This is a genomic window from Actinacidiphila alni (genome assembly GCF_900112845.1).
Lineage (GTDB): Bacteria > Actinomycetota > Actinomycetes > Streptomycetales > Streptomycetaceae > Actinacidiphila > Actinacidiphila alni.
The window spans coordinates 74,500-96,138 of record NZ_FONG01000028.1 but is presented as its reverse complement, the minus strand read 5'-3'; the positions used below and the strand labels follow the sequence as shown (position 1 = coordinate 96,138).

Sequence of the window (21,639 nt, the reverse complement as noted above, 5' to 3'; positions counted from 1 at the left end):
CCAGGCCCGCCGCCTGCCCGGCCTGGGCGCACGTGGCCATCACCCGGGTGGAGGCGAACGCCACGTGCGAGACGCTGATGATCCGGCCCGCCAGGAGCAGGTTCGGCACGTCGCGGCTGACCAGGCACCGGTAGGGGATCTGGTAGACGCCGCGGGCGTGGATGTGGTTGCTGCCCGGGTGCTCGCTGAAGACCCCGTCGGCGGGGTGGAGGTCCAGTGACCAGCCTCCGGAGGCGATCGCGTCGGGGTGGGTGTGCCAGCCGACGATGTCCTGCTGGCGGAGCATGTACAGGCCCTCGAAGCGGCGGGATTCGCGTTTGCCGGGGATCAGGCCCGCCCATTCCAGGGTCAGGTTCTCCGCCTCGGGGAAGTCGCCGGAGTTCTTCAGGTGGTCCCACACGCCGTGGACGACCTTCCACAGTTCCCACTTGATGTCCTCGGTGTCGTGCACGGTGTCCAGGCGGCCCCCGTACTCGATCCACCACAGCCGGCAGCCCTGCACACGGGTGTCGAAACTCCGCCACCTGGGGATCCTCGTGATGTCCCCCAGTGCGTAGGCGGGCGGTACATATGTCACCGGGCGGCCGGTGTCCTTGCTGGAGAAGTAGACCGACTGGCCCAGCAGGCCCCCGTAGGACTCCTGCGGGGCGAACAGTTCACCGAACTCCTCGCGCGGTTCCGCGCCCATCCGGAACCCGGCACCGGCCAGATACCCCAGGACGCCGTCGCCGGAGGCGTCGCAGAACACCGGCGCGGACACCTCGTAACGCGTCGAGTTCTGGCTGCAGAACCCCGACACCGTCACGATCCGGTCGCCGTCCTTGGTCACCGCGTCGGCGGCGGTGTTCAGCAGCAGCCTGATGCCGGGCTCGGCGGCGACGGTCTCCAGCAGGACCGTGTCGAACAGGACCGCGTTCCCCTCGGGGTTGCGGTACATGTTCTCCACCAGGATCTCGTCCAGCACACCCCCCTCCCGGGACCACCGGTTGTTGTTGAACATGTGCGCGGTCGCACCCAGTACCCACAGCCGTATCTCGCTCGAGGCGTTCCCGCCCAGCACCGGCCGGTCCTGCACCAGCACCACCTGCGCGCCCGCCCGCGCCGCGGTCACCGCCGCGCACACACCCGCCATGCCGCCGCCGACGACCGCCACATCGGCGTCCAGCGACTCGGTGCGCAAATCCCGGCGGTCGCACGCCGGTTCCACGGTCAGAAGGTTCCGTTCCGTGCTCATCACGTTTCAGGGCTCCTGGGAAGAATCCGGAAAAAAGAAAAAAGGGGGGGCGGGGCCTGTGCCGCCGCACCCGGTGTGCGGCGGCACAGGCCCGGCGACCGCGCCGCTATGCGGCGTCCGCGCCGATGTTCGGCGCCGCCGGGACCGCGGCCCGGTAGTAGTCGGTGCCGCCGTTGCCCGCCACCGCGACGCCGGAACCCGCCGCCGGGGAGCCGGATTTGAGGGTGTAGGCCTGCGGGCACGGCTGCGGGCCGGTGCCCGCCGGCGGTGTCCAGGAGCAGGTGCCGCCCGCACCCGCGGAGGCGAACAAGGGGTCACCCCACACCGGGGACGTCTCCACACCGGCTGCCTGCCAGGCCGCGAACGTGCTGTAGGTGGTGCCGCCCCACCGCCACGACGGGGAGCCGGCGGTGTAGTACAGGTTGTGCGACAGGGTCATCCCGGTCTGCCCGTAGGCGTTGTAGTAGAACGGGCCCGGGCGGCCGTACTGGTCCTTGTTGCCCATGGAGCAGATGTTGTCCGCGATCAGCGATCCGGCGCCCCATGTCCCGGCGGCGTAACCGAAGTCGAAGCACGCACTGCCCGACGACTTCCCCGACTGCGCCACATTCGTGAAGAACGTGTTCCCGTACACGTTCAGGGCGTTCTTCGGGGCCGACGGCACCACGTCCATCAGACCGCCCTGGATCTTCCCCCAGTCGTCGTTCTCGGAAATGTTGTACCGGAACGTGTTCGGCCCCCACACCCGCGAACCGGCCGTCGAGGTGTACGCCAGCAGGCCGCTGCCCGCGTTGTGATGGGTGTAGTTGTACTCGGCCACCGAATTCGTCGTGCCGCCGTCGAGATCGATACCGTCCCAGTCGCAGCCGGCGGTGAACGCCGGCGACGGCTGGACGTTGTACACCTCGTTGTAACGGACCGTCACATTGTTCGAGGTGTAGGTCTCGATACCGGACGCACCGCCGCACGAGGTGACGTTCGCCCCCACGTCGTGGACCACATTGTGCTGGATCACCGCACCGTCCCAGCCGTCACCCGTGATCCCCGCACCGGTACCCTTCGCGGACATGCCGAGGTTGTAGACGGTGTTGCCCTCGACGGTGACATTGGTGATGTTCGCCCCCGAGCCCCAGCCGTAGACGCCGGGGCCGGCCGCCGACGTCACGCCCGCACCGTGCAGGGCGTTGTCGCGGATCACGACGCTGTCCAGCGGGCCGCTGTGCCCGTTCACCGCGTAGCCCAGCACCATGATCTGTCCGCCGAACGAACTGCTGCTGCCCGCCGGGGTGCCGAACCCGGAGATGTCGGAATCGCTGACCGTCAGGCCCTGCGCGGCCGAGGTGCCGTCCTGGTTCTCCAGCAGCACACCGGCCGCCGTCGTCGAGCCGTTGACGACCTTGACGTTGTCCAGCCGGAAACCGCTGACATTGTCCGCGGTGACCGCCGACGAATAATCACCCGTGCAGGCCGACGACACCGTCGCCCGGCCCGTGCCGTACGACGTCACCGTGAACGGCACCGACGCCGACGAGACCGGCACATTGGTGGAGTTGAAGACCAGGCAGCCGGAGAACGACTGGCCGCCCTCGAACGACACGGTACTGCCCTGCCCGAACACCGTGCTGTTGACCTTCGTGATCGTCCTCCACGCCTGACCGGCCGACAGGCCGGTATTGCTGTCGCTGCCGGACGGTGACACGTAGTAGGTGGCCGCCGCCGCGGGGGCGGCCTGCGCCGTCCCCGCCGTCACGGGCAGCAGGCCCGCGACGACAGGAACGGCCGCGAGTACGAGCGCCTTTGCTCTCATGGTTCTCCCTCACTGCGCGGCGGTGCCGATACACCGCCGTACCGTCGATGGAATACGTGATCAGAAGCACGGCCCCCGCCCGCCCCCGTACAAGCCAGTACAAGCCGGTACAGGGCGGTACAGGCCGGCCGGGCCGTACATGTGCGCCTGGCATCGGGCCACGGCACGTTCCCAGCACCCCGGACCCGCGCCCCCGGAGGACGGGAGACCGGGTGGGCCGCTCCTTTCCCCGCCACCGCCCAAGGGCCGGGCCGGGCGGCCAGGCGGGCGGGCGGGCGGGCGGGCGGCAGTCCCAGACGACCAGCAGCATCGCGCAGCCGGGGGCGGCCGGGCGGCCGGGCGGCAGCGTCGTGCAGTCGGGGGCGGCCGCACCGGTACCGGTGCGCAGGCGGATCCCACCCGGCACCACGGTCAACACACCCGCCGGGCCGCCGGTCCAGAACCCCATGCCGGCAGCCCCGACAGTCAAGGCGACCGTCCGCTCCTCCCCCGGCCCCGGGACCACCCGCCGAAACCCCCACAGCCGGCAGACCGGCCGGACGACACCCGCCGCCGGATCCCGCACACACAGCCGGACGACCCCCTGACCACGGCAGGACCCGGCATTGCGGACAGTGACGGAAACCCCGACAGCCGCACCGGCCCGCCGACCACCCACCGCCACCCGGTCACAGCCGAGCACAGACCCGCCGACCACCACGGCGGTACAGCCCACCCCGTACCCGAACAAGAAACGCAGACCGTGACCGGCGCCGAGATACCTCCCGCACGAACACCACCGGACCACACAGACAGCCAGCCCGCTCGTAGTTGCCGTACAACGGCACCTGCCCCACCGACCACGGGGTTCACCGCTGCTCCGTCCGGGTCCGTACCGCCTCGGGCCAGGCAAGGCTGATCCCGAGGGTGCGGCTCAGCAGCCGCTGGTAGTCCGCGAGTTGGGTCTGGTCCGAGCGGACCTTGCGCGGCGGCAGCGCCCGCTCCAGGCAGAATCCGGCCAGCGCACCGACGGCCTCGCCGATGCCCCATTCCACCGGGTGCAGCCGGTAGCAGCCGTTGGTGATGTGGGTGGTGCCGATGTTCTTGTTGGCGGGCAGCAGATTGTCCACCCGCACCGGGATCAGCGCGCCCAGCGGAATCTGGAACGGGTACGAGTCGATGTCGATGTACGTACGCCCGGCCGTCGAGGGGTGCAGATCGATGCGGTAGCTGCCCAGGCCGACGCTGTCGTGGAAGATCTCACTGCCCGCGCCCGCGGGCCGCGCCTCCACCCCGACGTGCTGTTCCAGGACCGTGAACTCGGCCTTGATCCGGCGCGATTCACGGATGTACGGCGCCATCGCCAGCCCGTCGCAGGTCCCGGTCACGTCCGGCCGCAGCCGCAGCCCCGGATACCCGGTGCCGCCGTCCGGGCGCGGGGCCTGCGTCTGCAGCCAGTACAGGAACGACAGCGACAGCTCCCGGCTGGCCGCCAGCGCCGCGTCGCGGGCCGCCGCGTCCACGCCGAGCAGCGGCGCCTCCCAGTAGTCGATCTGCGGCCAGTTCACCACCGTCAGGTCCGACGCGTACGCGCCCGCCTCGAACTGCTCGCGCGCCAGCACCCGCCGGAACTGCCACAGGTCGAAGTGCTCGCCCGCGGCCCGGTCGGCGCCCATCAGCGACCAGGTCCGCTCCTGCAGGGTGATCGGCACGACATCGGTCAGGGACAGCTGCGGGCCCGGCCAGAACGGGGCCGTGGCCGTACGCCAGTGCTCGTACGACGCCGGCCGGTCGACGACGTGCTCCTCGCCGGGCCGGTAGTCCAGCGCGAAACACCACGACACCGCCTGCTGATCGAGCGGATCGGCGGCCTGCGGGGCGTGCGGCTCGCCCGTGGCGTCCCGGCCCTCGGCGCCGATGACGTGCTCCACGCCCGCCAGGTCCAGCAGGTCGCCCAGCTCGGTGGCATCCGCGACGTAGGAGGCGTGGACGGTGATCCGCCGCCCGTCACGGCGGCCGGCCACGGTGACGGCCTCGACCCGGTCGCCCTCGGTGTGCGCTGCGACCGGCTCGTACCCCTGCAGGACCGTCAGCGCGCCCGAGGCACGCCACGGGGCGAGCATCTCCTCGATCACCGCCGCCGCGACCCGCGGCTCGTGGCACATCCGGCTCACCACACCAAGACCCGGATCGAGCAACGGATCCCGCGCAGCCCCGGGCGTCAGGGGGTAATTACGGCGGTAGTAGTCCCGCACCCGGCGGCGCAGTTCCGTATAGCCCGGCGGCGCCGCAGGACCCTCGATCCACGGATGCTCGTCCGGCGGCACGGCCTGGGCGGTGAGCTGCCCGCCGAGCCAGGCGGCGGGTTCGGTGAGGACCACGGTGCGGCCGAGCCGTACGGCGGTGAGCGCGGCGGCCACCCCACCGAGCCCGCCGCCGACCACGAGAACCTCGGTCCGTATCTCTGTCATTGCCCAACTACTCCTTGTGACGGTATGTGCCGGTCGCGGCGTTCCGTTCCGGCCCGGTGGCCGTACCGGAGGGTGTTCCGGGCAGCCGTCACCGACGGACGCCGCCCGTTGACTGCTTCGCGCGTGCCGTCGAGACGGCCGGTGTCAGCTCACCGCCGCGATCGTCGTGCCCGCGATCAACGGACACGGCACCAGCAGGCTCTCCGCCCGCTGACCTGGGTCATCGAGCATCGCGTGCAGCCGGTCGACCGCAATACGGCCGATCTCCTTGCGGGGAATCTCCAGCGACGCCCACTGCCCCGCGAGATCAGCAGGGGCACCTTCCAGCACCGCGACGGAGATGTCGTCGGGGACCTTCCGGCCGCGGGCAGCCAGCCGCTCGCGCAGGGCCTCCGCGAGCCGGACACTCTCGACCACGACCGCCGTCGCGGCACCGCCCACCACCTCCTCCAGCCACACCTCGTCGATACCAGGCGCGCCGAGATAACCCGGAGAGGCGTCGGAGAGGCCGAGCCGGGCGATGGCCTCGGCGTATCCGGTGCGGCGGTCGGCGTACGGTTCGAGTTCCAGCCAGTCGCGGACGTAGCCGAAGCGGCGGTGGCCGAGGCCGGCGAGACGTTCGACGATCCGGCCGCTGGCCGTGCGGTAGTCCGGGATGATCTGCGGGATCTCCGCGCCGGGCACTTCACGGCGGCCGATGTGCACGAAGGTGTAGCCCTCGTACCACAGCCGGGCGAGTTCGCCCCGGTCGGTCGACACACCGAGCAGGATGCTGCCGTCCGCGAGATTGAGCCGGTTGGTGCCGCCCCGGTAGATCTTGCGTTCACCGTCGCCGCCGGCCCCCGTCGAGGTGAACAGCACCAGATCGAAGCCGGTCTCCTCCGCTCGTTCCTCGATACCGAGCAGGAACTCGAAATAGAAATCCTCACGGGCGTGCGGGAAGACCCGCTCGAAGGTGTGGACGCCCAGCAGATTGTTGCGCTGCTTGCGCATCGCGCGGGCAGCGGGATTGGCCACGTACCCGAGTTCCCTGACGGCGTCGAAGACCCGCCGCCGGGTCTCCTCCGGGATCCGCGCGGTCGCGGCGTCACCGCTGATCACCCGGGACACCGCCGACTGCGACACACCGGCGAGCCGCGCGACGTCCGCCTGGCTGGGCGCCTTCCCCCGTCGTTGCACCGTCATGACGCCCCCTGAAGCGCTTCCCGCCGGGCTGCGGTCGCCGCGGCGTGTGTCGTGTCGGCCAGTTCTCCCGCCCGGCCCCTGGCGTGCAGCCAGCACTTCGCCCAGTGCCCGTCACCCAACTCGGCCCGAGGCGGGGCCTGCTCACCGCACTCTTTCATCGCGAAGGGGCACCGCGGGTGGAAGCGGCATCCTGTCGGCGGGTCGATGAGGCTGGGCGGCTCGCCCAGTTCGTCGGCGCCGGCGAAGAACGCCTCCCGGTCGCCGACACCGCGTTCGGGGTCCGGGGAGGATTCGATGAGCAGCTTGGTGTAGGGGTGCTGGGGCGAGGCGATGACGGCCTCCTTGGGGCCGGACTCCACCATCTGCCCGGCGTACATGACGGCGATGTCGTCGCACAGATAGCGGGCACTGGCGATGTCGTGCGTGATGTAGAGCAGGGCCAGGCCGTCCTCGGTGCGCAGCCGCTGGAGCAGATTGAGCATTTCGAGCCGGATGGAAACGTCCAGCATCGAGATCGGTTCGTCACCGAGCAGCACCTTGGGTTCGACGGCGAGCGCACGGGCGATGACGACGCGCTGACGCTGCCCGCCGGACAGTTCGTGCGGGAATTTCGCGGCGAATTCCGCGGCCGGCGTCAGGCTCACGCGTTCCAGCAGTTGTGTCGTGCGCTCCTCGCGTTCGGCGGCAGTCAGGTGCCGGTGGTGCAGCCGCAGGGCCCGGTCGAGGTTGTAGCGGACGCGGTGCATCGGATTGAGCGAGCCGAAGGGGTCCTGGAAGATCAGCTGGACCTCGGAGTGGTAGCCGCGCCTGGCCCGCCCGCTACGGCTGACGGCCTCGCCGCGCAGCACAATCTCACCACTGGTCGGCTCGTGGAAGCGGGCGAGCATCCGGGCCAGCGTGGTCTTGCCGCTGCCGCTCTCCCCCACCAGGGCCAGGATCTGACCGGGCTTCAGGCGGACGGTGGCATCCTCGACCGCGTGGACGACGGTGGTGCGGCCGAGCGCGCCGCGTACGGTGAAGTGCTTCGAGACGTCGCGGGCCTCCAGGACGTACTCGGGGGTGTGCGCCGGCTCCTCGGGGTGGCGGTCCTTGGCCGCCTTCGGGTTCTTGGGGTCCTTGGCGGTACGGGCCCGCCGGGTCGCAGTCGACGTGCTGTCGGCGGACGCGGTGTCGGTGGACGCATTGTCGGTGGACCCGGTCTCGATCGCGGGCTTGCTCATCGGGTCTCGCCTCCGTGGTCGCCGTCGGTCTCATTGAGCAGGCACGCCGCTTCGTGTCCGGCGTCCCGGCCCACGGGCAGCAGCAGCGGCAGCCGCTCGTCGCAACCGTCGGTGCGGCGGGCGCAGCGCGGGTGGAACGGGCAGCCGGCCGGTGGCCGGCGCAGGTCGGGCGGGGTGCCGGGGATGCCGTGCAGGTCGCGCAGCGGTGCGTGCAGGGGTGGGAAGGAGTCGCGCAGGCCCTGGGTGTAGGGGTGTTTGGGCGCCCCGTAGATGGCGGCGGCCTCGCCGACCTCGACGATGCGGCCGGCGTACATCACGGCGATGCGGTCGGCCAGTTCCAGCAGCAGGGACAGGTCGTGGGTGACGAAGACGACGGCGAAGCCCAGCTCGCGGCGCAGTCGCAGCACCTGGGCGAGGATCTGGCGTTGCATCACCACGTCGACGGCGGTGGTGGGTTCGTCCATCACGACCAGCTCCGGCCGGCAGGCCAGGGCCAGGGCGATGGCGGCGCGCTGGCGCATGCCGCCGGACAGCTGGTGCGGGTAGTCGCGGACCCGGTCGGCGGAGATGCCGACCAGGGCGAGGAGTTCCTCGGCGCGGGCCCATGCGGCCCGCTTGCCCAGTGTGCGGTCGTGGGCGCGCAGGACGTCGGCGAACTGGGCGCCGATCCGCATCACCGGATTGAGCGCGTCCATCGCGGACTGCAGCACGATGGACAGGGCCGTCCAGCGGTAGCGGCGCAGTTGCCTGCCGTCGAGGGTGACGAGGTCGACGGGCTTCGCGCCGTCCCGGCCGTGGAAGAGGATCTCGCCGCCGGTCGTGACGGCCGGCGGGCGTTGCAGCCGGGTCAGTGCGGTGATGAGGGTGGACTTGCCCGACCCGGACTCTCCGGCGACGCCGAGGATCTCGCCGCGGCGCAGGGTGAAGGAGATGTCGGTGCAGGCGCGTACGGGTTCGGCGCCGGTGGCGTACTCGACGGTCAGGCCGCGGACGTCGAGGACGGCCTGGCCGGCCGGGATCATGGGCTGGAGCGGCTTTTCGGCGTGGACGGTCATCAGGCCGCACCGCCCGTGCGCGCCAGCTGCTTGGTACGGCGTACCGTCGCCGGGCGGGCGGCGCGCAGCTTGGGGTTGGCCAGTTCGTCGATGCCGAAGTTGACCAGGGCGGCCGCGGTGCCGATCAGGGCGATGCACAGGCCGGGCGGTACGAACCACCACCACAGGCCGCGCAGGACGGCGCTTTGCTGCTGCGCGCCTTGGATCATCGTGCCCCAGCTGATCGACGAGGAGTCGGAGATGCCGAGGAAGGCGAGCCCCGCCTCGGCCATGACGGCGCCGATCATCGCGTGCAGGAACATCGACGCGATCAGGCCGGTGAGGTGCGGCAGGACCTCGGCGAAGACCAGGCGGCGGCCGCGTTCGCCGAGCATGCGCATGGCGCGGACGAAGTCGCGGTTGGCGATGCTCATCGCCTGGGCGCGCAGCGTGCGGGCCCCGCCTGACCAGCCGAAGAAGCCGATGATCAGGGCGATGGTGGTGAGCCCTGTGCCTTGCAGGTAGCCGGCCACGATCATGACGAGCGGCAGGGTCGGCATGACGAGGAAGAGGTTGGTGACGAAGTTCAGGGCGGTGTCGACCTTGCCGCCGTAGAAGCCGGCCGGTACGCCGACCAGGATGGCGATCGCGGTGCCGACGACGGCGCCGAGCACACCGACGTACATCGAGCCGCGGGCGCCGGCGACGACCTGGGCGAGCATGTCCTGGCCGTACTGGTTGGTGCCCAGCGGGTGTCCGTCGCCGGGTGACTGCGAAATGGCGCTGGTGTCGTTGGCGCGCGGGTCGAGGCCGAACACGCTGTGCGTCAGCCAGGGGCCGAACACGGCGAGCAGGAGGAAGAAGACGAGGACGGCCAGGCCGATGCGGACTTTCCAGCTGCGGAGGAACACGGTACGCAATGCCGGTCACCCCCCTTCCCTGATGCGCGGGTCAAGCAGGACGTATACGGAGTCGGCGAGCAGATTCGCGAGCAGCACGGTGAGGGTGATGAGGAAGAACACGCCCTGCATCACCGGGTAGTCGCGCTGCTGGAGCGAGGTGTACAGCAGATAGCCGATGCCCGGGTAGTTGAAGACGACTTCGGTGAGCAGGGCGCCGCCGACGACATGGCCCAGGGCGAGGGTGAAGCCGGTGAAGTTCGGCAGGACCGCGTTGCGGGCGGCGTAGCGGAGCATCACGCGGCGGCCGGACAGGCCCTTGGCCTGGGCGAGCAGGACGTAGTCCTCGCGGACGGTGGTGACGGTCATGTTGCGCATGCCGAGCAGCCAGCCGCCGAAGGCGGAGAAGACGATGGTCGCGGCGGGCAGGGCGCCGTAGTGGAGCACGCTCAGCACGAAGGAGGGCGAGAAGCCGATCGACAGGTCGGCGTCGTAGCCGCCGGACAGCGGGAACCAGTCGAGTTGGAAGGCGAAGAACCACAGACCGACCAGTGCCATCCAGAAGTAGGGGACGGCGGAGACGAAGGTGGTGAGCGGGCTGACGATCGCGTCGAAGCGGCTGCCGGCCTTCCAGCCGGCCATCGCGCCGATTCCGGTGCCCAGTACGAACGCGATGACGGTGGTGACGCCGACCAGCAGCATCGTCCACGGCAGGCCCTGCCGCAGCAGGCTGGTGACCGGGGTGGGGTAGTTGCTGATGGAGATGCCGAGATCGAAGTGGGCCAGCTGGACGAGGTAGTCGACGTACTGGCGGAAGATGTTGGCGTGGGGATTGCCGAAGACCTTCTGGACGGACTCCATGGCGCTCGGCGACATCTGCTGGCCGCTGACGGCCTGGAGCTTCTCGACGATCGCGGCGGACGGGTCGCCGGGCATCATGCGGGGCAGGAAGAAGTTCAAGGTGATCGCCGACCAGGTGGCGGCCAGGTAGAAGCCGAGGCGGCGCAGCAGGAATCCCCAGCGGCGCGGGATCCGCAGCCGTCGGCCGGCCGCCGGTGCGGCGGAGGCGGCGATCGCGGTCACGTGGTGGCCTGCTTGAGGTTCAGCAGGGTCAGCGTGGTGTCGGGACCGAGGCCGGGGAAGGGCACGTACGAGAAGTGGTCGGGGGTCGGCCAGCCGGTCCAGTGCTGTGCGTTGATCAGGACGAACCAGTAGCTGTTGTAGATCGGGCTGAACGGCACTTGTTCCGCGACGACCCGCTGGAGCTGTTCGCCGGCGCTCTTGGTGACGGCCGGATCGTCGGAGGAGAGCAGTTTCGTGATCGCCGCGTCGGTCGCGGTGTCCTTCCAGCGGCCGAAGTTCGTGGCGGCGGTCTGTCCGAGGGGGCGGAAGGCGCGGCTGCTCAGGGCGCTGTAGACGCCGGCGACACCGGCGCCGCCCGAGGTGCTGATGGTGAGGTCGAAGGCGCCGGTCTGCTGCTGTTCGTAGAGGTTGGCGCCGGGGGCGCCGACCGTCTTGACCTTGATCCCGAGGTGCTGCTCCCAGCTGCGGGTCATCATGTTCGCGTACGGGTCCCAGCCGAAGTCCTGGTTGAACGACAGCTTCGGCGAGTAGGACTTGCCGTCCTTGACGAGCTTGCCGCCCTTGACCTGGTAGCCGCTGAGCGCGAGTTCCTTCTGGGCGGCCGCGGGGTCCACGGCCTGCACCTTGCCCCGGTATTCGGGGAGGATCACGTCGCGGTAGATCTCGTCGACCAGTCCGGTCGGGCCGGCTTCGGTGCCCGGCCGCTGGAGGGTGGTGACGATGTCCTTGCGCGGAATCGTCATCGCCAGTGCGCGCCGCAGGTGCACGTCGTCGAAGGGGGCCCGGGCGGAGTTGTAGAACATCGAGTAGGCGCCGCCGGTGGCGTACTTCTGGTACAGGTGGTGGCGCGGATCCTTGGCGGCGTACTCCTGCTCGCCGTTGCCCCAGGCCGCGAGCGCCCAGTCGACGTCGGCGCGCACCAGTTGGGCGCGGAGCGCGTCGCCGTTGGTCGGGATGATCTTGAGCTGTTTCACCGCGAACCGGCCGCCCCAGTAGTCGGTCCTGGCGCGCAGGGTGATCTGCTGCGCCGCGAAACGGTCGAGCGCGAACGGGCCGGTGCCGACCGGGTCGGGGTTGGTCCAGCTCTTGAGGTCCTTGCCGGACCAGATGTGGGCGGGTACGACGGGGACCTGGGCGGAGGCGAGCTGGCTGAGTTCGCTGAAGGCGGGGTGCGGCCAGTGCACGACGACGGTCGAGCCGTCTTTCTTGGTGACCCGGTCGTATGTGGTGCCGCCGAGATTGAAGCTGGGGTCCTTCAGCGGGAGGTTGAGGGAAAAGGCCACGTCGTCTGCGGTCATGGGCTTGCCGTCGGAGAATGTCACGTCGGTGCGCAGCGTGATGGTGAGCGTGGTGCCCGTCGGGTCGAATTCGAGGCTCTTGGCCAGCCAGGGCTTCACCTTCGCGCCGTCGCTGTAGTCGACGCGCGCCAGGGTTTCGTAGATCATCTCGGCATTGGGCGACTTCTGGATGGCGGGGCCGAAGACGTTGAAATTGCGGATGAAGGTCGTGCCGCCGTCCGTCTTTCCGAAGACAAGAGTGCCGGAGCCTTTGCTGCCACCGCCGGCGGCGGCCGTGCCGCCTTTGCAGGCGGTGGCTCCGAGCGGTATCGCGACGGCCGCGACGGCGGCCTGCGCAAGGAAGGCTCTTCTCGTGGGCATGGCTGACTCCTGCTCCTCGTGAGTGGCGATACGGCGTGCGCGAAACGGTGCGCATACGTATGAGCACAGGTGGGTGCGACGTCATGGCCCTGCTTCTACGTATGACCAGGGAACGTACGCACGTTGCGGGGAGGGGTCAAGGGTGTGACGGGAAGATTTTTCGGCCACCTGGGACGGGACGCGGAACAAGTGTCGGGAGCGTTGACAGCCCCATCCGACCGCTCTAAATTGACGCTCCGCCGGTCCGCACCATCAGCGTCTGACGTCATGGCCAGGCGTGGCCGGCTTTTTCTCGGATGCCGGAACTGGGTCCGTTTACGGTGCGCGGCGCGCGATTTCCCGCGATTTCCCTGCCTGTTTCCGCGTCGTCCTTTTCTCGTCCCTCCTGTGTGCGTGCCCGATCCGCGCGCCGCTTTTCTGCGGTCGGCGGTGCGGGGCGCGGCATCCGTAGGCCCGGGCGGGGCCGGACCGGTGCCTCCACCGGCCCCGCCCGTCATCGCGGCCGTATTCCGTCGTCCCCTTTCCGCAGTGCCTTTCGTATTCCAGGATTCAGGAGCCCGCGCATGCCGCGACCCGACCGGCAGGATTCCGTGTGGGGCGATGTTCCGCGCCCCGCCTATGGCGCCGACTACAACCCCGAGCAGTGGGACACGGCGACCTGGAAGGAGGATGTGCGGCTGATGGGCGAGGCCGGGGTCAATCTGGTCTCGCTCGGTGTCTTCGCCTGGTCCTGGGTCGAGCCGCGGCCGGGCGTCTTCGACTTCGCCGGGCTCGACGAGGTCATCGGTCTGCTGGACTCGGCGGGGATCGCCGTCGATCTCGCGACGCCGACGGCGGCGCCACCCCGGTGGTTCTCCCACGTCCATCCGCAGTCGCTTCCGGTGACCGCCGACGGGCTGCGGCTGGCTCCCGGATCGCGTCAGGCGTACTGCCCGTCCTCGCCCGCCTACCGGGAACGCGCCGCGGTCGTCACCCGCGCGCTCGCCGAACGCTACGGGGAGCATCCGGCGGTCGTGATGTGGCACATCAACAACGAGTACGCGGGCGGCAACCCCCATTGCTGGTGCGAGGTGTCCGCCGCGGACTTCCGTACGTGGCTGCGCGCGACGTACGGCGACGACCTGGACGCGCTCAACAAGCGGTGGGGCACAGGCGTCTGGGGCATGACCTACAGCGACTGGAGCCAGGTCGAACCGCCGCGGACCAGCACCAGCCGGCTGTCCCCGGGGTTGTGGCTGGACTTCTACCGCTTCTGCGATGCCGAGCACCTGGCCTGTTACCGCGCCGAGCGGGACATCGTGCGCGCCCACTCCCCCGGGCGCCCGGTCACCACCAATTTCATGGCGAGCGCGCTGCGGACGACCGACTACTGGCGCTGGGCGCCGGAGGTCGACATCGTCTCCAACGACCACTATCTCGGCTCCGAGGACCCGGACCGCGCGGCAGATCTCGCCTTCGCCGCCGATCTCACCCGGGGTCTCGCCGGTGGCCGGCCCTGGTTGCTCATGGAGCACTCGACGTCGGCGGTGCAGTGGCAGGCCCGCAACATCGCCAAGACGCCAGGGGAGATGGCCCGCAACACCTTGACCCATCTGGCCCGGGGCGCCGACGGGGCGCTGTTCTTCCAGTGGCGGCAGTCCGCGTACGGCCCGGAGAAGTGGCACTCGGCGATGCTGCCGCACGGCGGTACGGACACCCGGATCTGGCGGGAAGCCGCGGCGCTCGGCTCGGCCGTGGCGGGGCTCGCCGATGTCGCCGGCAGTTCGTGCCCTCCGGCCGGGATCGCGCTGTTGCTGGACTACGAGGCGATGTGGGCGCTGGAGCTGACCGATCGGCCCAGTTCCGATCTGGCCTGCGGTGACGCCCTGCGCAGCTGGCACCGTGCGCTGTGGACCGCGGGTCTGCCGTGCGACATCGTCCCGGCCCCCGGGGAGCACCGACTGCTGCTCGTGCCGTCGCTCTATGGCCTGTCCGGAACGACGGCCCGCGCGCTGGAGGAGTACGAGGCGCGCGGCGGCCATCTGGTGATCGGACCCTTCAGCGGCGTGGTCGATCCCGACGACCGGCTGCATCCGGGGCCGTACCCGGGCGTCCTGCGGGATCTGCTCGGCCTGCGCGTGGACGAGTACCTGCCGCTCGCGGCCGGGGTCACGGTCGGTCTCGACGACGGTTCGACGGGGAGTGTGTGGGCGGAACGGGTCGTCCCGGATGCCGGGACCGAGGTGGAGTCCCGCTTCACCGGCGGGCCGGCGGCGGGGTTGCCTGCCGTGCTGCGGCGGGGCACCGTCCGCTATCTCGCGACGCGCCCCGACGAGGCTTCTCTCGCGCGGCTGCTTCCGCGGTGGGCGGCGGAGGCCGGCTGCGCGCCGGCTCCCGCGGGAGCCGGCGGCGGGGTGGAGGTCGTCCGCAGGAACGGGCGCGACGGCCGGTCCTGGCTCTTCGCCGTGAACCACACACTGGCGCCCGCGGAGGTGGCCGCCACCGGCGTCGACCTGCTGTCCGGTGTCCGCGCGGCGGGCGCGATCAGTGTTCCGGCGGGCGGGGTGGCCGTGGTGGAGAGCGCCGGGACCGCGGCCGGGCCGAGTGGCGCGGTGTTGTCGTGACGCGGCTTCGGGACGGCGCGGTGACGGCGGTGACGGCACAGTGCGGCGGCACGCGCATCGCAGCCGACGCTCCCTATGACGGCCGGGTCACCGAGGAGTTGCTGCGCGGGCCGGAGGACTTCGACGCGTTCTGGCGGGCCGCCCGCGACGAGGCAGCCAGGGTCGATCCCGCGCCGCGGCGGGTCGAGGTGCTGCGCCGGAACGCGCGGGAGGTGGTCACGCGTGTCGCCTTCCGTACGACGGGCGGGCTGACGCTGGGCGGTTGGTTGCGTGAGCCGGCCGACGGCGCCGTCGACAGGCTGCTGGTGCGGTTGCACGGCTACGGCGGGAGCGGGGGGCCGCCCGAGGCACTGGGTCTGCCGCGCACGGCGGAACTGTCGCCGGTGCTGCGCGGGCTGCCAGAACTCGGCCTCGTGGAAGGCATTCCCAAGGTCGCCGCCGAGCATGTCCTGCACGGCATCGGGCACCGCGACACCTATGTGCACCGCGGTTGCGTCCAGGACGTCTGGCTCGCCGTCACCGCCGCCTGCCTGCTCCAGCCGTCCGGCGCCGGACGCGTCGGGCTGACGGGCAGTTCCTTCGGCGGCGGGATCGGTGCGCTGGCCCTTCCGCTGGAGAGCCGTGCCGAGGCCGCCTGCCTGGATGTGCCGAGCTTCGGCAATCACCCGGAGCGGTTGCGTACGCCCTGTGCGGGCAGCGGCGAGGCGGTGCGGCTCGCCGCACGGACCGATCCGTTGGTCCGCGGGACGATCGCCTACTTCGACGCGGCCACGGCGGCGGCCCGGGTCACCCGTCCGGTGCTGATCGCCGCCGCGCGCCACGATCCGGTCGTACCGCCGGTCGGGCAGTTCGCGGTGTTCCGCGCGCTCGGCGGGCCGAAGGCGCTGCTCGCCCTCACCGCCGGGCACTTGGAGCACCCGGGCCGGGCCGCCGAAGAGCGGCTGATGCGCGGGGCATTCGCACAGTGGCTCCGAGATCCGCCGCCCGCCGGGTGAGCGGCCGGGCGGCGGCCCTGGCGCGGGCGGTCGCCGACGCTTCCAGCGGGTGAGGCAACAGCCGCCGAGGCGGTTCAGTGGTGGCCGTGCGCGCTGTCGGCCGCGCCACCGAAGAGGCGGGCCACCGCGCGGAATGGCAGCGTGACGACGGTCGCGATCGCGTGGCCGATGGCTTTCAGGACGTCCGCTATGGCGGTGAGCATCGAACTCTCTCCCCTTCTCCGACCGGGTCCGCCCGGCAGTCCCGGGCCGGTCCCCTGTCTTTTATGCGGCTACCCCGCCCGCTCCCGCCCATGAGTGCGGTCGGTTGTCACCCGGCCGCCTCCCGCGGTTCGTGACGCCGGCCGCGGTTCACGGCGTCTGCCGGCGTATGCCCGGGCAGGTGGCGGGTCGGGGCGGCCCGGGGTGGAGCAGGAAGCGGGTCACCTGTTCGGCGACGCATGGCTGGGTCATGTCGACGCCGTGGCCCACCGCGTCGACGGTGACCAGGGCCGCGCGGTGGCCGAATGCCTTCCGGGTGGCCACGGCTCCCGAGGGCGCCGTCGAGGGGTCGGCGGTGTTCTGGAGCAGCAGGATGTTGGCCGGTCCATGGGGGTTGGGTGTCGGGGCGCGGTCGGAGGTGCGGGTGGTCCAGAAGGCGCACGGCCAGACGTTGCGCGGGGAGCCCGCGGTGAGGGGGTAGCGGGCGGCGTTGCGGGTGACGGCTGTGCGGTAGTGGGCGGGGTCGCGGGGCCAGGCCGAGTCGTTGCACACGACGGCGTCCTGGGCGCTGACGAAATTGTCGGTCAGGAGCTGCGACCAGGGCAGGTCCGAGCCGCTGCCGGACGGCAGGCTGCCGGTCCGGGCGTCCTTGAGGAGTCCGGCGAGCAGCGGGTAGTAGGTGCGCTGTTCGAGCAGGGCCTCCTGGGCCTCCAGCAGCAGATTGCCGGTGAGCGGGGCGCCGTCGGTCAGCGGTATCGGGTGGCTGTTGAGGTGTTCGGCGGTGGCCAGGACCGCGGACCGTACGGCGGTGCGGGTCGCGCCGAGGTGGTACGTGGCATCGCGGGCGGCCACCCAGTCGGCGAAGGGCGGGAACGCGGTCTCCACGGCTTGACCCTTGTGTTCGATCGCCTCCTTCACCCCGCCCGGCGGCACGACGCTGTTGAGCAGCACTCGGCCGGAGGTCGTGGGATACAGCGAGGCGTACACAGCGCCGACGAACGTGCCGTACGAGGTGCCGGTGTAGGAGAGGGTGGGCAGGCCGAGGGCGACGCGGAGGCTGTTGATGTCGCGGGCGATGTTCACCGTGTTCACGTACCGCAGTTCGTCGCCCGCGTGTGCCGCGCAGTCGGCGGCGATCCGGGCGGCCCACGCCGTATTGGCGTCGATGGAGCCGTCCGCCGCCGGATACGGCACTCCGGTGGCCTCGCTCCGGTCGGCCGGAGCGATGTCGCAGTCCAGTGGTGAACTGGCGCCGATTCCGCGGTAGTCCATGCCGTAGATGTCGGTACGGGCGGCGACCTCGGGAGGCAGCGCGGTCTCCTCCGCCGACGGCAGGTCCAGACCGCCGAAGCCGGGACCGCCCTGACCCACCATCAGCGCCAGCGGATGTGCGGCGCCGGAGCGGATGCGGGACACCTCGATCGCGATGTGCGGGCCGTTCGGCCGCCGGTGGTCGAGGGGGACGGCGAGGCGGGCGCACTGCAGGCGCGGGTCCCGGGTCACGGGCGCCGCACCCGCCGTGTCCTGCGGACAGCTACCCCACACCAGTGGCTTGGGCGTGCCGTGACCGGACGGGTCGGCCGCAAGGGCCTGCGTCGTCCCGGCCCCGGCGAAGCATCCCGCCAGGGTCAGGACAGCGAGACCGGCGGCACGCAGCCGCGAGGGCCACCGTCGCCACACCCGCCGTCGCTCGGCCCTCTGACGCGACATCGGTAAACCTGCCCGCGTACCGCCCCTCTCCCCTCTCCCCCGCCCCGACGGCACGGCGGCAACTGCTTCGACGGACCACTTCTCGGGCATGACGAATCACCTCGGCTCGGTCGGGATGCCGGCCCGGACGACCGGGCCGACACAGATGATCATCGCGAGAAACTGCCGTCACCGCCTTGGCCCCAGGGTGGAAATCCAGGTGGACATCGGGGTGGAGACCGGGTGGAGATCCAGGTGGACGCCCGGGTGGAGCGAGGAGGCGCAGAAGCAGGGCGGAACACCGCAGTCGCGCCCCGCCGGGACTGATGCACGATCAGGTGACATCTGAACCGACTGGGCCCGTGGGGCAGATGGGAACCACCTCGCTGCTTCAAAGCCTCACCGACGGCAGGCCCGGCCGACGGAGCGGGCCAGCACTGGTCGCCGGCGCGCCTTACGACCCCCGCTCCGCCCGGGGACACGTCGGTTGACACTCCTCCAACGCAGGTGTCACACTCGGGAATTGCTGGTCGAGGTGTGTCCGAAATTCCCCGGCCGCGGCTTCCCGGATCTCCTTTTCCTTTCGGCTTTTCAATCTGGATCCGCTGGTCGTTAATTTGTGGACGACCGGGTTGGGCACATATGAGCGCCCCGTGAAGCCCCGGGAAAGATCTGAACCGGACGTCGATGCACCGCGCGAGTTCTCATCATCGTCTTCGGATGCATTCGAGTGATGCGCCGAGGCGCAAACAGCGGTGGCCGTCCGGTGCGATGCCTCCGAGAACCTCTGCTTCGTAGGCGACCGCCGCCGGTACTGCGCTGAACCGTTGCGCCCAGGAATTCGATCCCCGAAAAGGTGAGCCAGAACGGCACCCTTTTGCTGTCGACATGTCAGATAGTCCCGCTTTTCTCACTGTCCATTGGCCACAACTCCGTTGAGGTGAAGTACATGGAACAGCACAACGCAGCGCCGCGAATGGTGGGCGGACTCGGCGACGACTGCGCGGCGCAGCTGGACAAGCCGCAGCGGCCGGGAGCGCTGGATCTTGCCTTCGAGGAGGATGTGCCTGTCTCGGCAATCGGGGTCGTGCTCGTCAAGGCGGTGCTGGTCACCCATGTGGTGACGCTGCCGCCGTTGATCGTCATCCTGGCCCAGTGGCTGACGGGCAACAGCATCAGCACGGCTCTGGCGGTCGGGACCATAGTGCTGGCGATGTTCGTGTACTCGGCTGTGCTGTTCTGCGGCAGGGTCACCGAGCCGGTGGCGGAATGGCGGGTTCTCCTCGACGAGCACCGGCACCGTGCGGCTGACGTATTCCAGGAAATCACCGTCGCGCTTCAGGATCTGCACAGCGCACCGTCCGTCGCCGCCCAGTCGGTGCAGCCGGAGAGCGGCGAGAATGCCACCTACCGGTTGCGGCTGACCGAAGGGAATTACCAGGCGTACGTGACGGTGTTCCCTCAAGGATCGGCCCTCTATGTGGGCTGGACCATGTGGAGTTCGCGCCGGGGATATCTCCTGCTCGGCCAGTTCTTCAACGGTATTCTCGTCAGCTTTCTCCGGAGGGACGCCGACGAGCGGCGGGTGATACGCGGTGTGCGCCCCAGGGCGATGGCCGAGGCGGTCCAACTGGCATGCCTTCAGAGCCTGTCTGCGGGCGCCGTGAAGAACGGGTCGGTGGCCGGGACGACCGACTCTCCCGCCACTCCCACGCTCGTATGACGCGGTGAGGCCCGGCCTTCCGCCTTGTGGGCGGCGGAGGGCCGGGCCTCGGATGAGGTGGTCGGGGTCAGGTGGCGGGGCAGGGGTCGGTGGGCAGGAGCAGGGCCGCGGTGGTCTGGGCGACGGTGACGTGGACTCCGGTGAGCAGGGTCAGGGACAGGGCGGTGACGGTGATGCCTTTGCCGCCTGCGACGGGGGTCTGCTGGTTGATGACCAGCGAGCCGACCAAGGGCAGCGCGATGGTGGTGTTCGGGGCGGCGTTGGCGGCCACGGCGGCTCCGGCCACGCGGAGGTTGGTGAGGGTGGTGCTGCCGGTCGTGGCGACCGTGCCCGGGCCGGCGTCGGTGAGGACTTGCCGGGCCTGGGCGGAGGTTCCGACGACGTCGGCGGTGATCAGGCCACTGAGGAGGTTGAGTCCGGTGGCCTTGGCGTGGGCGGCGGCGGTACGTGCGCCGTCGGTGTCGACGGCGCCGGAGGCGTCTGTGGTGAGCACACCGAGGGTGCCGACGCTGCCGAGGGCGGCGCTGATCACGGAGTGGCGGTCGTCGCCGGGCAGCGACGTGCAGGAGTGGGCGGACGGGACGAGCGGACCGATGGTGAGCGGTGGCGCGGTGAGCCGTGCGCCGTTGGAGCGGGCGTCGAAGACGGGCGCGGTGAAGGTCACAGAGGTGCAGCCCGGCAAGTCGACACCGACCGGGTCGCTGATCGCCGAGGCGCACACCTGATACGTACCGCCGTTGATCGAGGTGACCCGGACAGTGGCGGTGCAGTCCCGCTGCCCGGCGGCCAGGTCGCCGTGCACGGTCACCGTGCCGTCTCCGGCGTCCGCGGTGGCCGTTGCGGTGCCGCAGTCCGTGGTGGCGCTGTCGTCGGCGAGCCTGAGTCCGGCGGGGAGTTGGGCGTTGAAGGACCAGCCGTCCTTGGCGGCCAGTTCGCTGGTGTTGGTGACGGTGAAGGTGAGGGTGCTGGGCGCGCCGACGGGCAACTGCGTGGGCGCGAAGCCCTGGTCGAGCTGCGGAGTGGCGTCCAGCAGGCGGACGTTGTCGATCGCGCCGTCATTTCCGCCGCCGCTGGCCTGTTCGTTGACCAGCCGGATGCCCGCCGAGTCACCGGTGAACAGCACCGAGCCATTGCTCGCGTACGTGCCCACCGAGGTGCCGCCGATGACCGCGCCCGGGTTCTGGCAGGGGTCGATGGGCGAGCTGAAAGCGGCGCGGGCCGTTCCGCCGTCGAGCAGGTAGAAGGCGAGCAGCGGGTGGCTGGCGAAGCAGTTCTGCGCCGCCGCGTCCACCGAGAAGGTCAGGAAACGGTGGTCCGCGCTCAGCGGGATCGGCTGTACGGTCTCCAACTCCGTACGACCCGCGCCCGGATCGGCCGAGGTGTAGGCGGTGAGAGAGTGGTTGGTGGCCGCGTCACCGCCTGACCAGGTCCCCAGCGCCGAGGCCATCTGCTTGTTCTGAGCCCAGTAGCTGCCGCAGTAGACGCCCGCCGGGGGAACCGCAGGTGCCTGCTGCGACACCAGCAGGCCATTGCAGGCGGTCAGCCACGCCGGATCCGCCGTGTACGTCTCGGCCGCCGGCCCGGCACCTGTGTAGTCCGGCAGCGATGTCACCGCCGGCCCCTGGCCGTTCTCGAAATCCTCGGTGAACACCGTCGTCGGTGCGCTCGGTGTCCCGGGCCGCCCGGGCGCGTTCGCCGCGGCCGATCCGCTCGCGACCAGCGATCCCGCCGCCAGCACGGTGACACCCAACAGCGCCGTCACCACCCGGCGCCCCCACCGTGCGCGTGCTGACCCCACGTCAGCCTCCCCCATGCCGGTTTCTGCCAGGCCGAAACGCTTCATCCACAACCCCCTTCG

General features: G+C 70.6%; 15 protein-coding genes and 1 pseudogene. 3 read left to right on the top strand and 13 right to left on the bottom strand.

What is annotated here, in order from left to right:
* The 10 genes and pseudogenes from BM076_RS32485 to BM076_RS32440 form a co-directional block, all read right to left on the bottom strand.
* Window positions 1–1,234 (bottom strand): FAD-dependent oxidoreductase (locus tag BM076_RS32485; protein WP_143120705.1); only part of this gene is annotated, 1,234 nt, incomplete at its 3' end.
* A gap of 106 nt (window positions 1,235–1,340) precedes the next feature.
* Window positions 1,341–3,041 (bottom strand): right-handed parallel beta-helix repeat-containing protein, encoded by a 1,701-nt coding sequence (locus BM076_RS32480; RefSeq protein ID WP_093717345.1) that lies wholly within the window; start codon window positions 3,039–3,041, stop codon window positions 1,341–1,343.
* A gap of 388 nt (window positions 3,042–3,429) precedes the next feature.
* Window positions 3,430–3,699: pseudogene (locus tag BM076_RS38400) on the bottom strand (fibronectin type III-like domain-contianing protein); the annotation flags it as partial.
* 190 nt (window positions 3,700–3,889) lie between these two features.
* Window positions 3,890–5,491 carry an FAD-dependent oxidoreductase gene (locus BM076_RS32470; protein WP_177246725.1) on the bottom strand — a complete coding sequence of 534 codons (1,602 nt, stop codon included), beginning with the start codon at window positions 5,489–5,491 and terminating at the stop codon, window positions 3,890–3,892.
* 144 nt (window positions 5,492–5,635) lie between these two features.
* Window positions 5,636–6,676: a LacI family DNA-binding transcriptional regulator gene (locus tag BM076_RS32465; RefSeq protein ID WP_093717344.1), complete on the bottom strand. Its 1,041-nt coding sequence runs from the start codon at window positions 6,674–6,676 to the stop codon at window positions 5,636–5,638.
* Window positions 6,673–7,896 carry an ABC transporter ATP-binding protein gene (locus BM076_RS32460; protein WP_093717343.1) on the bottom strand — a complete coding sequence of 408 codons (1,224 nt, stop codon included), beginning with the start codon at window positions 7,894–7,896 and terminating at the stop codon, window positions 6,673–6,675. The genes BM076_RS32465 and BM076_RS32460 overlap by 4 nt, the downstream gene beginning before the upstream one ends.
* A complete protein-coding gene (locus BM076_RS32455) occupies window positions 7,893–8,951 on the bottom strand; it encodes an ABC transporter ATP-binding protein (protein WP_093717342.1) in 1,059 nt (352 codons plus the stop codon). Before BM076_RS32455 ends, BM076_RS32460 begins: the two co-directional genes overlap by 4 nt.
* Window positions 8,951–9,841 carry an ABC transporter permease gene (locus tag BM076_RS32450; protein WP_245796597.1) on the bottom strand — a complete coding sequence of 297 codons (891 nt, stop codon included), beginning with the start codon at window positions 9,839–9,841 and terminating at the stop codon, window positions 8,951–8,953. The genes BM076_RS32455 and BM076_RS32450 overlap by 1 nt, the downstream gene beginning before the upstream one ends.
* A gap of 15 nt (window positions 9,842–9,856) precedes the next feature.
* Window positions 9,857–10,903, bottom strand: a complete 1,047-nt coding sequence (locus BM076_RS32445; protein WP_245796596.1) for an ABC transporter permease — start codon at window positions 10,901–10,903, stop codon at window positions 9,857–9,859.
* A 5-nt stretch (window positions 10,904–10,908) separates the two neighbouring features.
* Window positions 10,909–12,570: an ABC transporter substrate-binding protein gene (locus BM076_RS32440; RefSeq protein ID WP_093717339.1), complete on the bottom strand. Its 1,662-nt coding sequence runs from the start codon at window positions 12,568–12,570 to the stop codon at window positions 10,909–10,911.
* A gap of 563 nt (window positions 12,571–13,133) precedes the next feature.
* Between BM076_RS32440 and BM076_RS32435 the strand changes: the two genes are divergently transcribed.
* Both BM076_RS32435 and BM076_RS32430 read left to right on the top strand, forming a co-directional pair.
* Window positions 13,134–15,173 carry a beta-galactosidase gene (locus tag BM076_RS32435; RefSeq protein WP_093717338.1) on the top strand — a complete coding sequence of 680 codons (2,040 nt, stop codon included), beginning with the start codon at window positions 13,134–13,136 and terminating at the stop codon, window positions 15,171–15,173.
* Entirely contained in the window at window positions 15,170–16,168 is a 999-nt protein-coding gene (locus BM076_RS32430) for an acetylxylan esterase (RefSeq protein WP_245796592.1), read from the top strand. The genes BM076_RS32435 and BM076_RS32430 overlap by 4 nt, the downstream gene beginning before the upstream one ends.
* Before the next feature lie 74 nt (window positions 16,169–16,242).
* Here the strand turns inward: BM076_RS32430 and BM076_RS38090 are convergent, their stop codons facing one another.
* Together BM076_RS38090 and BM076_RS32425 are read right to left on the bottom strand one after the other, a co-directional pair.
* The gene (locus tag BM076_RS38090; RefSeq protein ID WP_265737124.1) at window positions 16,243–16,371 is read right to left on the bottom strand and encodes an LPFR motif small protein; all 129 of its coding nucleotides are present in this window, start codon (window positions 16,369–16,371) and stop codon (window positions 16,243–16,245) included.
* A 148-nt stretch (window positions 16,372–16,519) separates the two neighbouring features.
* A complete protein-coding gene (locus BM076_RS32425; protein WP_177246724.1) occupies window positions 16,520–17,872 on the bottom strand; it encodes an alpha/beta fold hydrolase in 1,353 nt (450 codons plus the stop codon).
* A gap of 1,135 nt (window positions 17,873–19,007) precedes the next feature.
* On the opposite strand from BM076_RS32425, the gene BM076_RS32420 reads away from it, so the two are divergent.
* Window positions 19,008–19,781, top strand: coding sequence for a hypothetical protein (locus BM076_RS32420; protein WP_143120703.1), 774 nt, complete (start codon window positions 19,008–19,010; stop codon window positions 19,779–19,781).
* Window positions 19,782–19,848: 67 nt separating this feature from the next.
* Here BM076_RS32420 and BM076_RS36900 read toward each other — a convergent pair whose 3' ends face one another.
* Window positions 19,849–21,579, bottom strand: coding sequence for a choice-of-anchor P family protein (locus BM076_RS36900; protein ID WP_177246723.1), 1,731 nt, complete (start codon window positions 21,577–21,579; stop codon window positions 19,849–19,851).
* Window positions 21,580–21,639: the final 60 nt, after the last annotated feature.

Coding starts and splice junctions, on each gene's coding strand:
- BM076_RS32470 (WP_177246725.1), bottom strand. CDS start 5,491: ATGACAGAGATACGGACCGAGGTTCTCGTGGTCGGCGGCGGGCTCGGT.
- BM076_RS38090 (WP_265737124.1), bottom strand. CDS start 16,371: ATGCTCACCGCCATAGCGGACGTCCTGAAAGCCATCGGCCACGCGATC.
- BM076_RS32480 (WP_093717345.1), bottom strand. CDS start 3,041: ATGAGAGCAAAGGCGCTCGTACTCGCGGCCGTTCCTGTCGTCGCGGGC.
- BM076_RS32465 (WP_093717344.1), bottom strand. CDS start 6,676: ATGACGGTGCAACGACGGGGGAAGGCGCCCAGCCAGGCGGACGTCGCG.
- BM076_RS32440 (WP_093717339.1), bottom strand. CDS start 12,570: ATGCCCACGAGAAGAGCCTTCCTTGCGCAGGCCGCCGTCGCGGCCGTC.
- BM076_RS32435 (WP_093717338.1), top strand. CDS start 13,134: ATGCCGCGACCCGACCGGCAGGATTCCGTGTGGGGCGATGTTCCGCGC.
- BM076_RS32455 (WP_093717342.1), bottom strand. CDS start 8,951: ATGACCGTCCACGCCGAAAAGCCGCTCCAGCCCATGATCCCGGCCGGC.
- BM076_RS32420 (WP_143120703.1), top strand. CDS start 19,008: ATGGAACAGCACAACGCAGCGCCGCGAATGGTGGGCGGACTCGGCGAC.
- BM076_RS32460 (WP_093717343.1), bottom strand. CDS start 7,896: ATGAGCAAGCCCGCGATCGAGACCGGGTCCACCGACAATGCGTCCACC.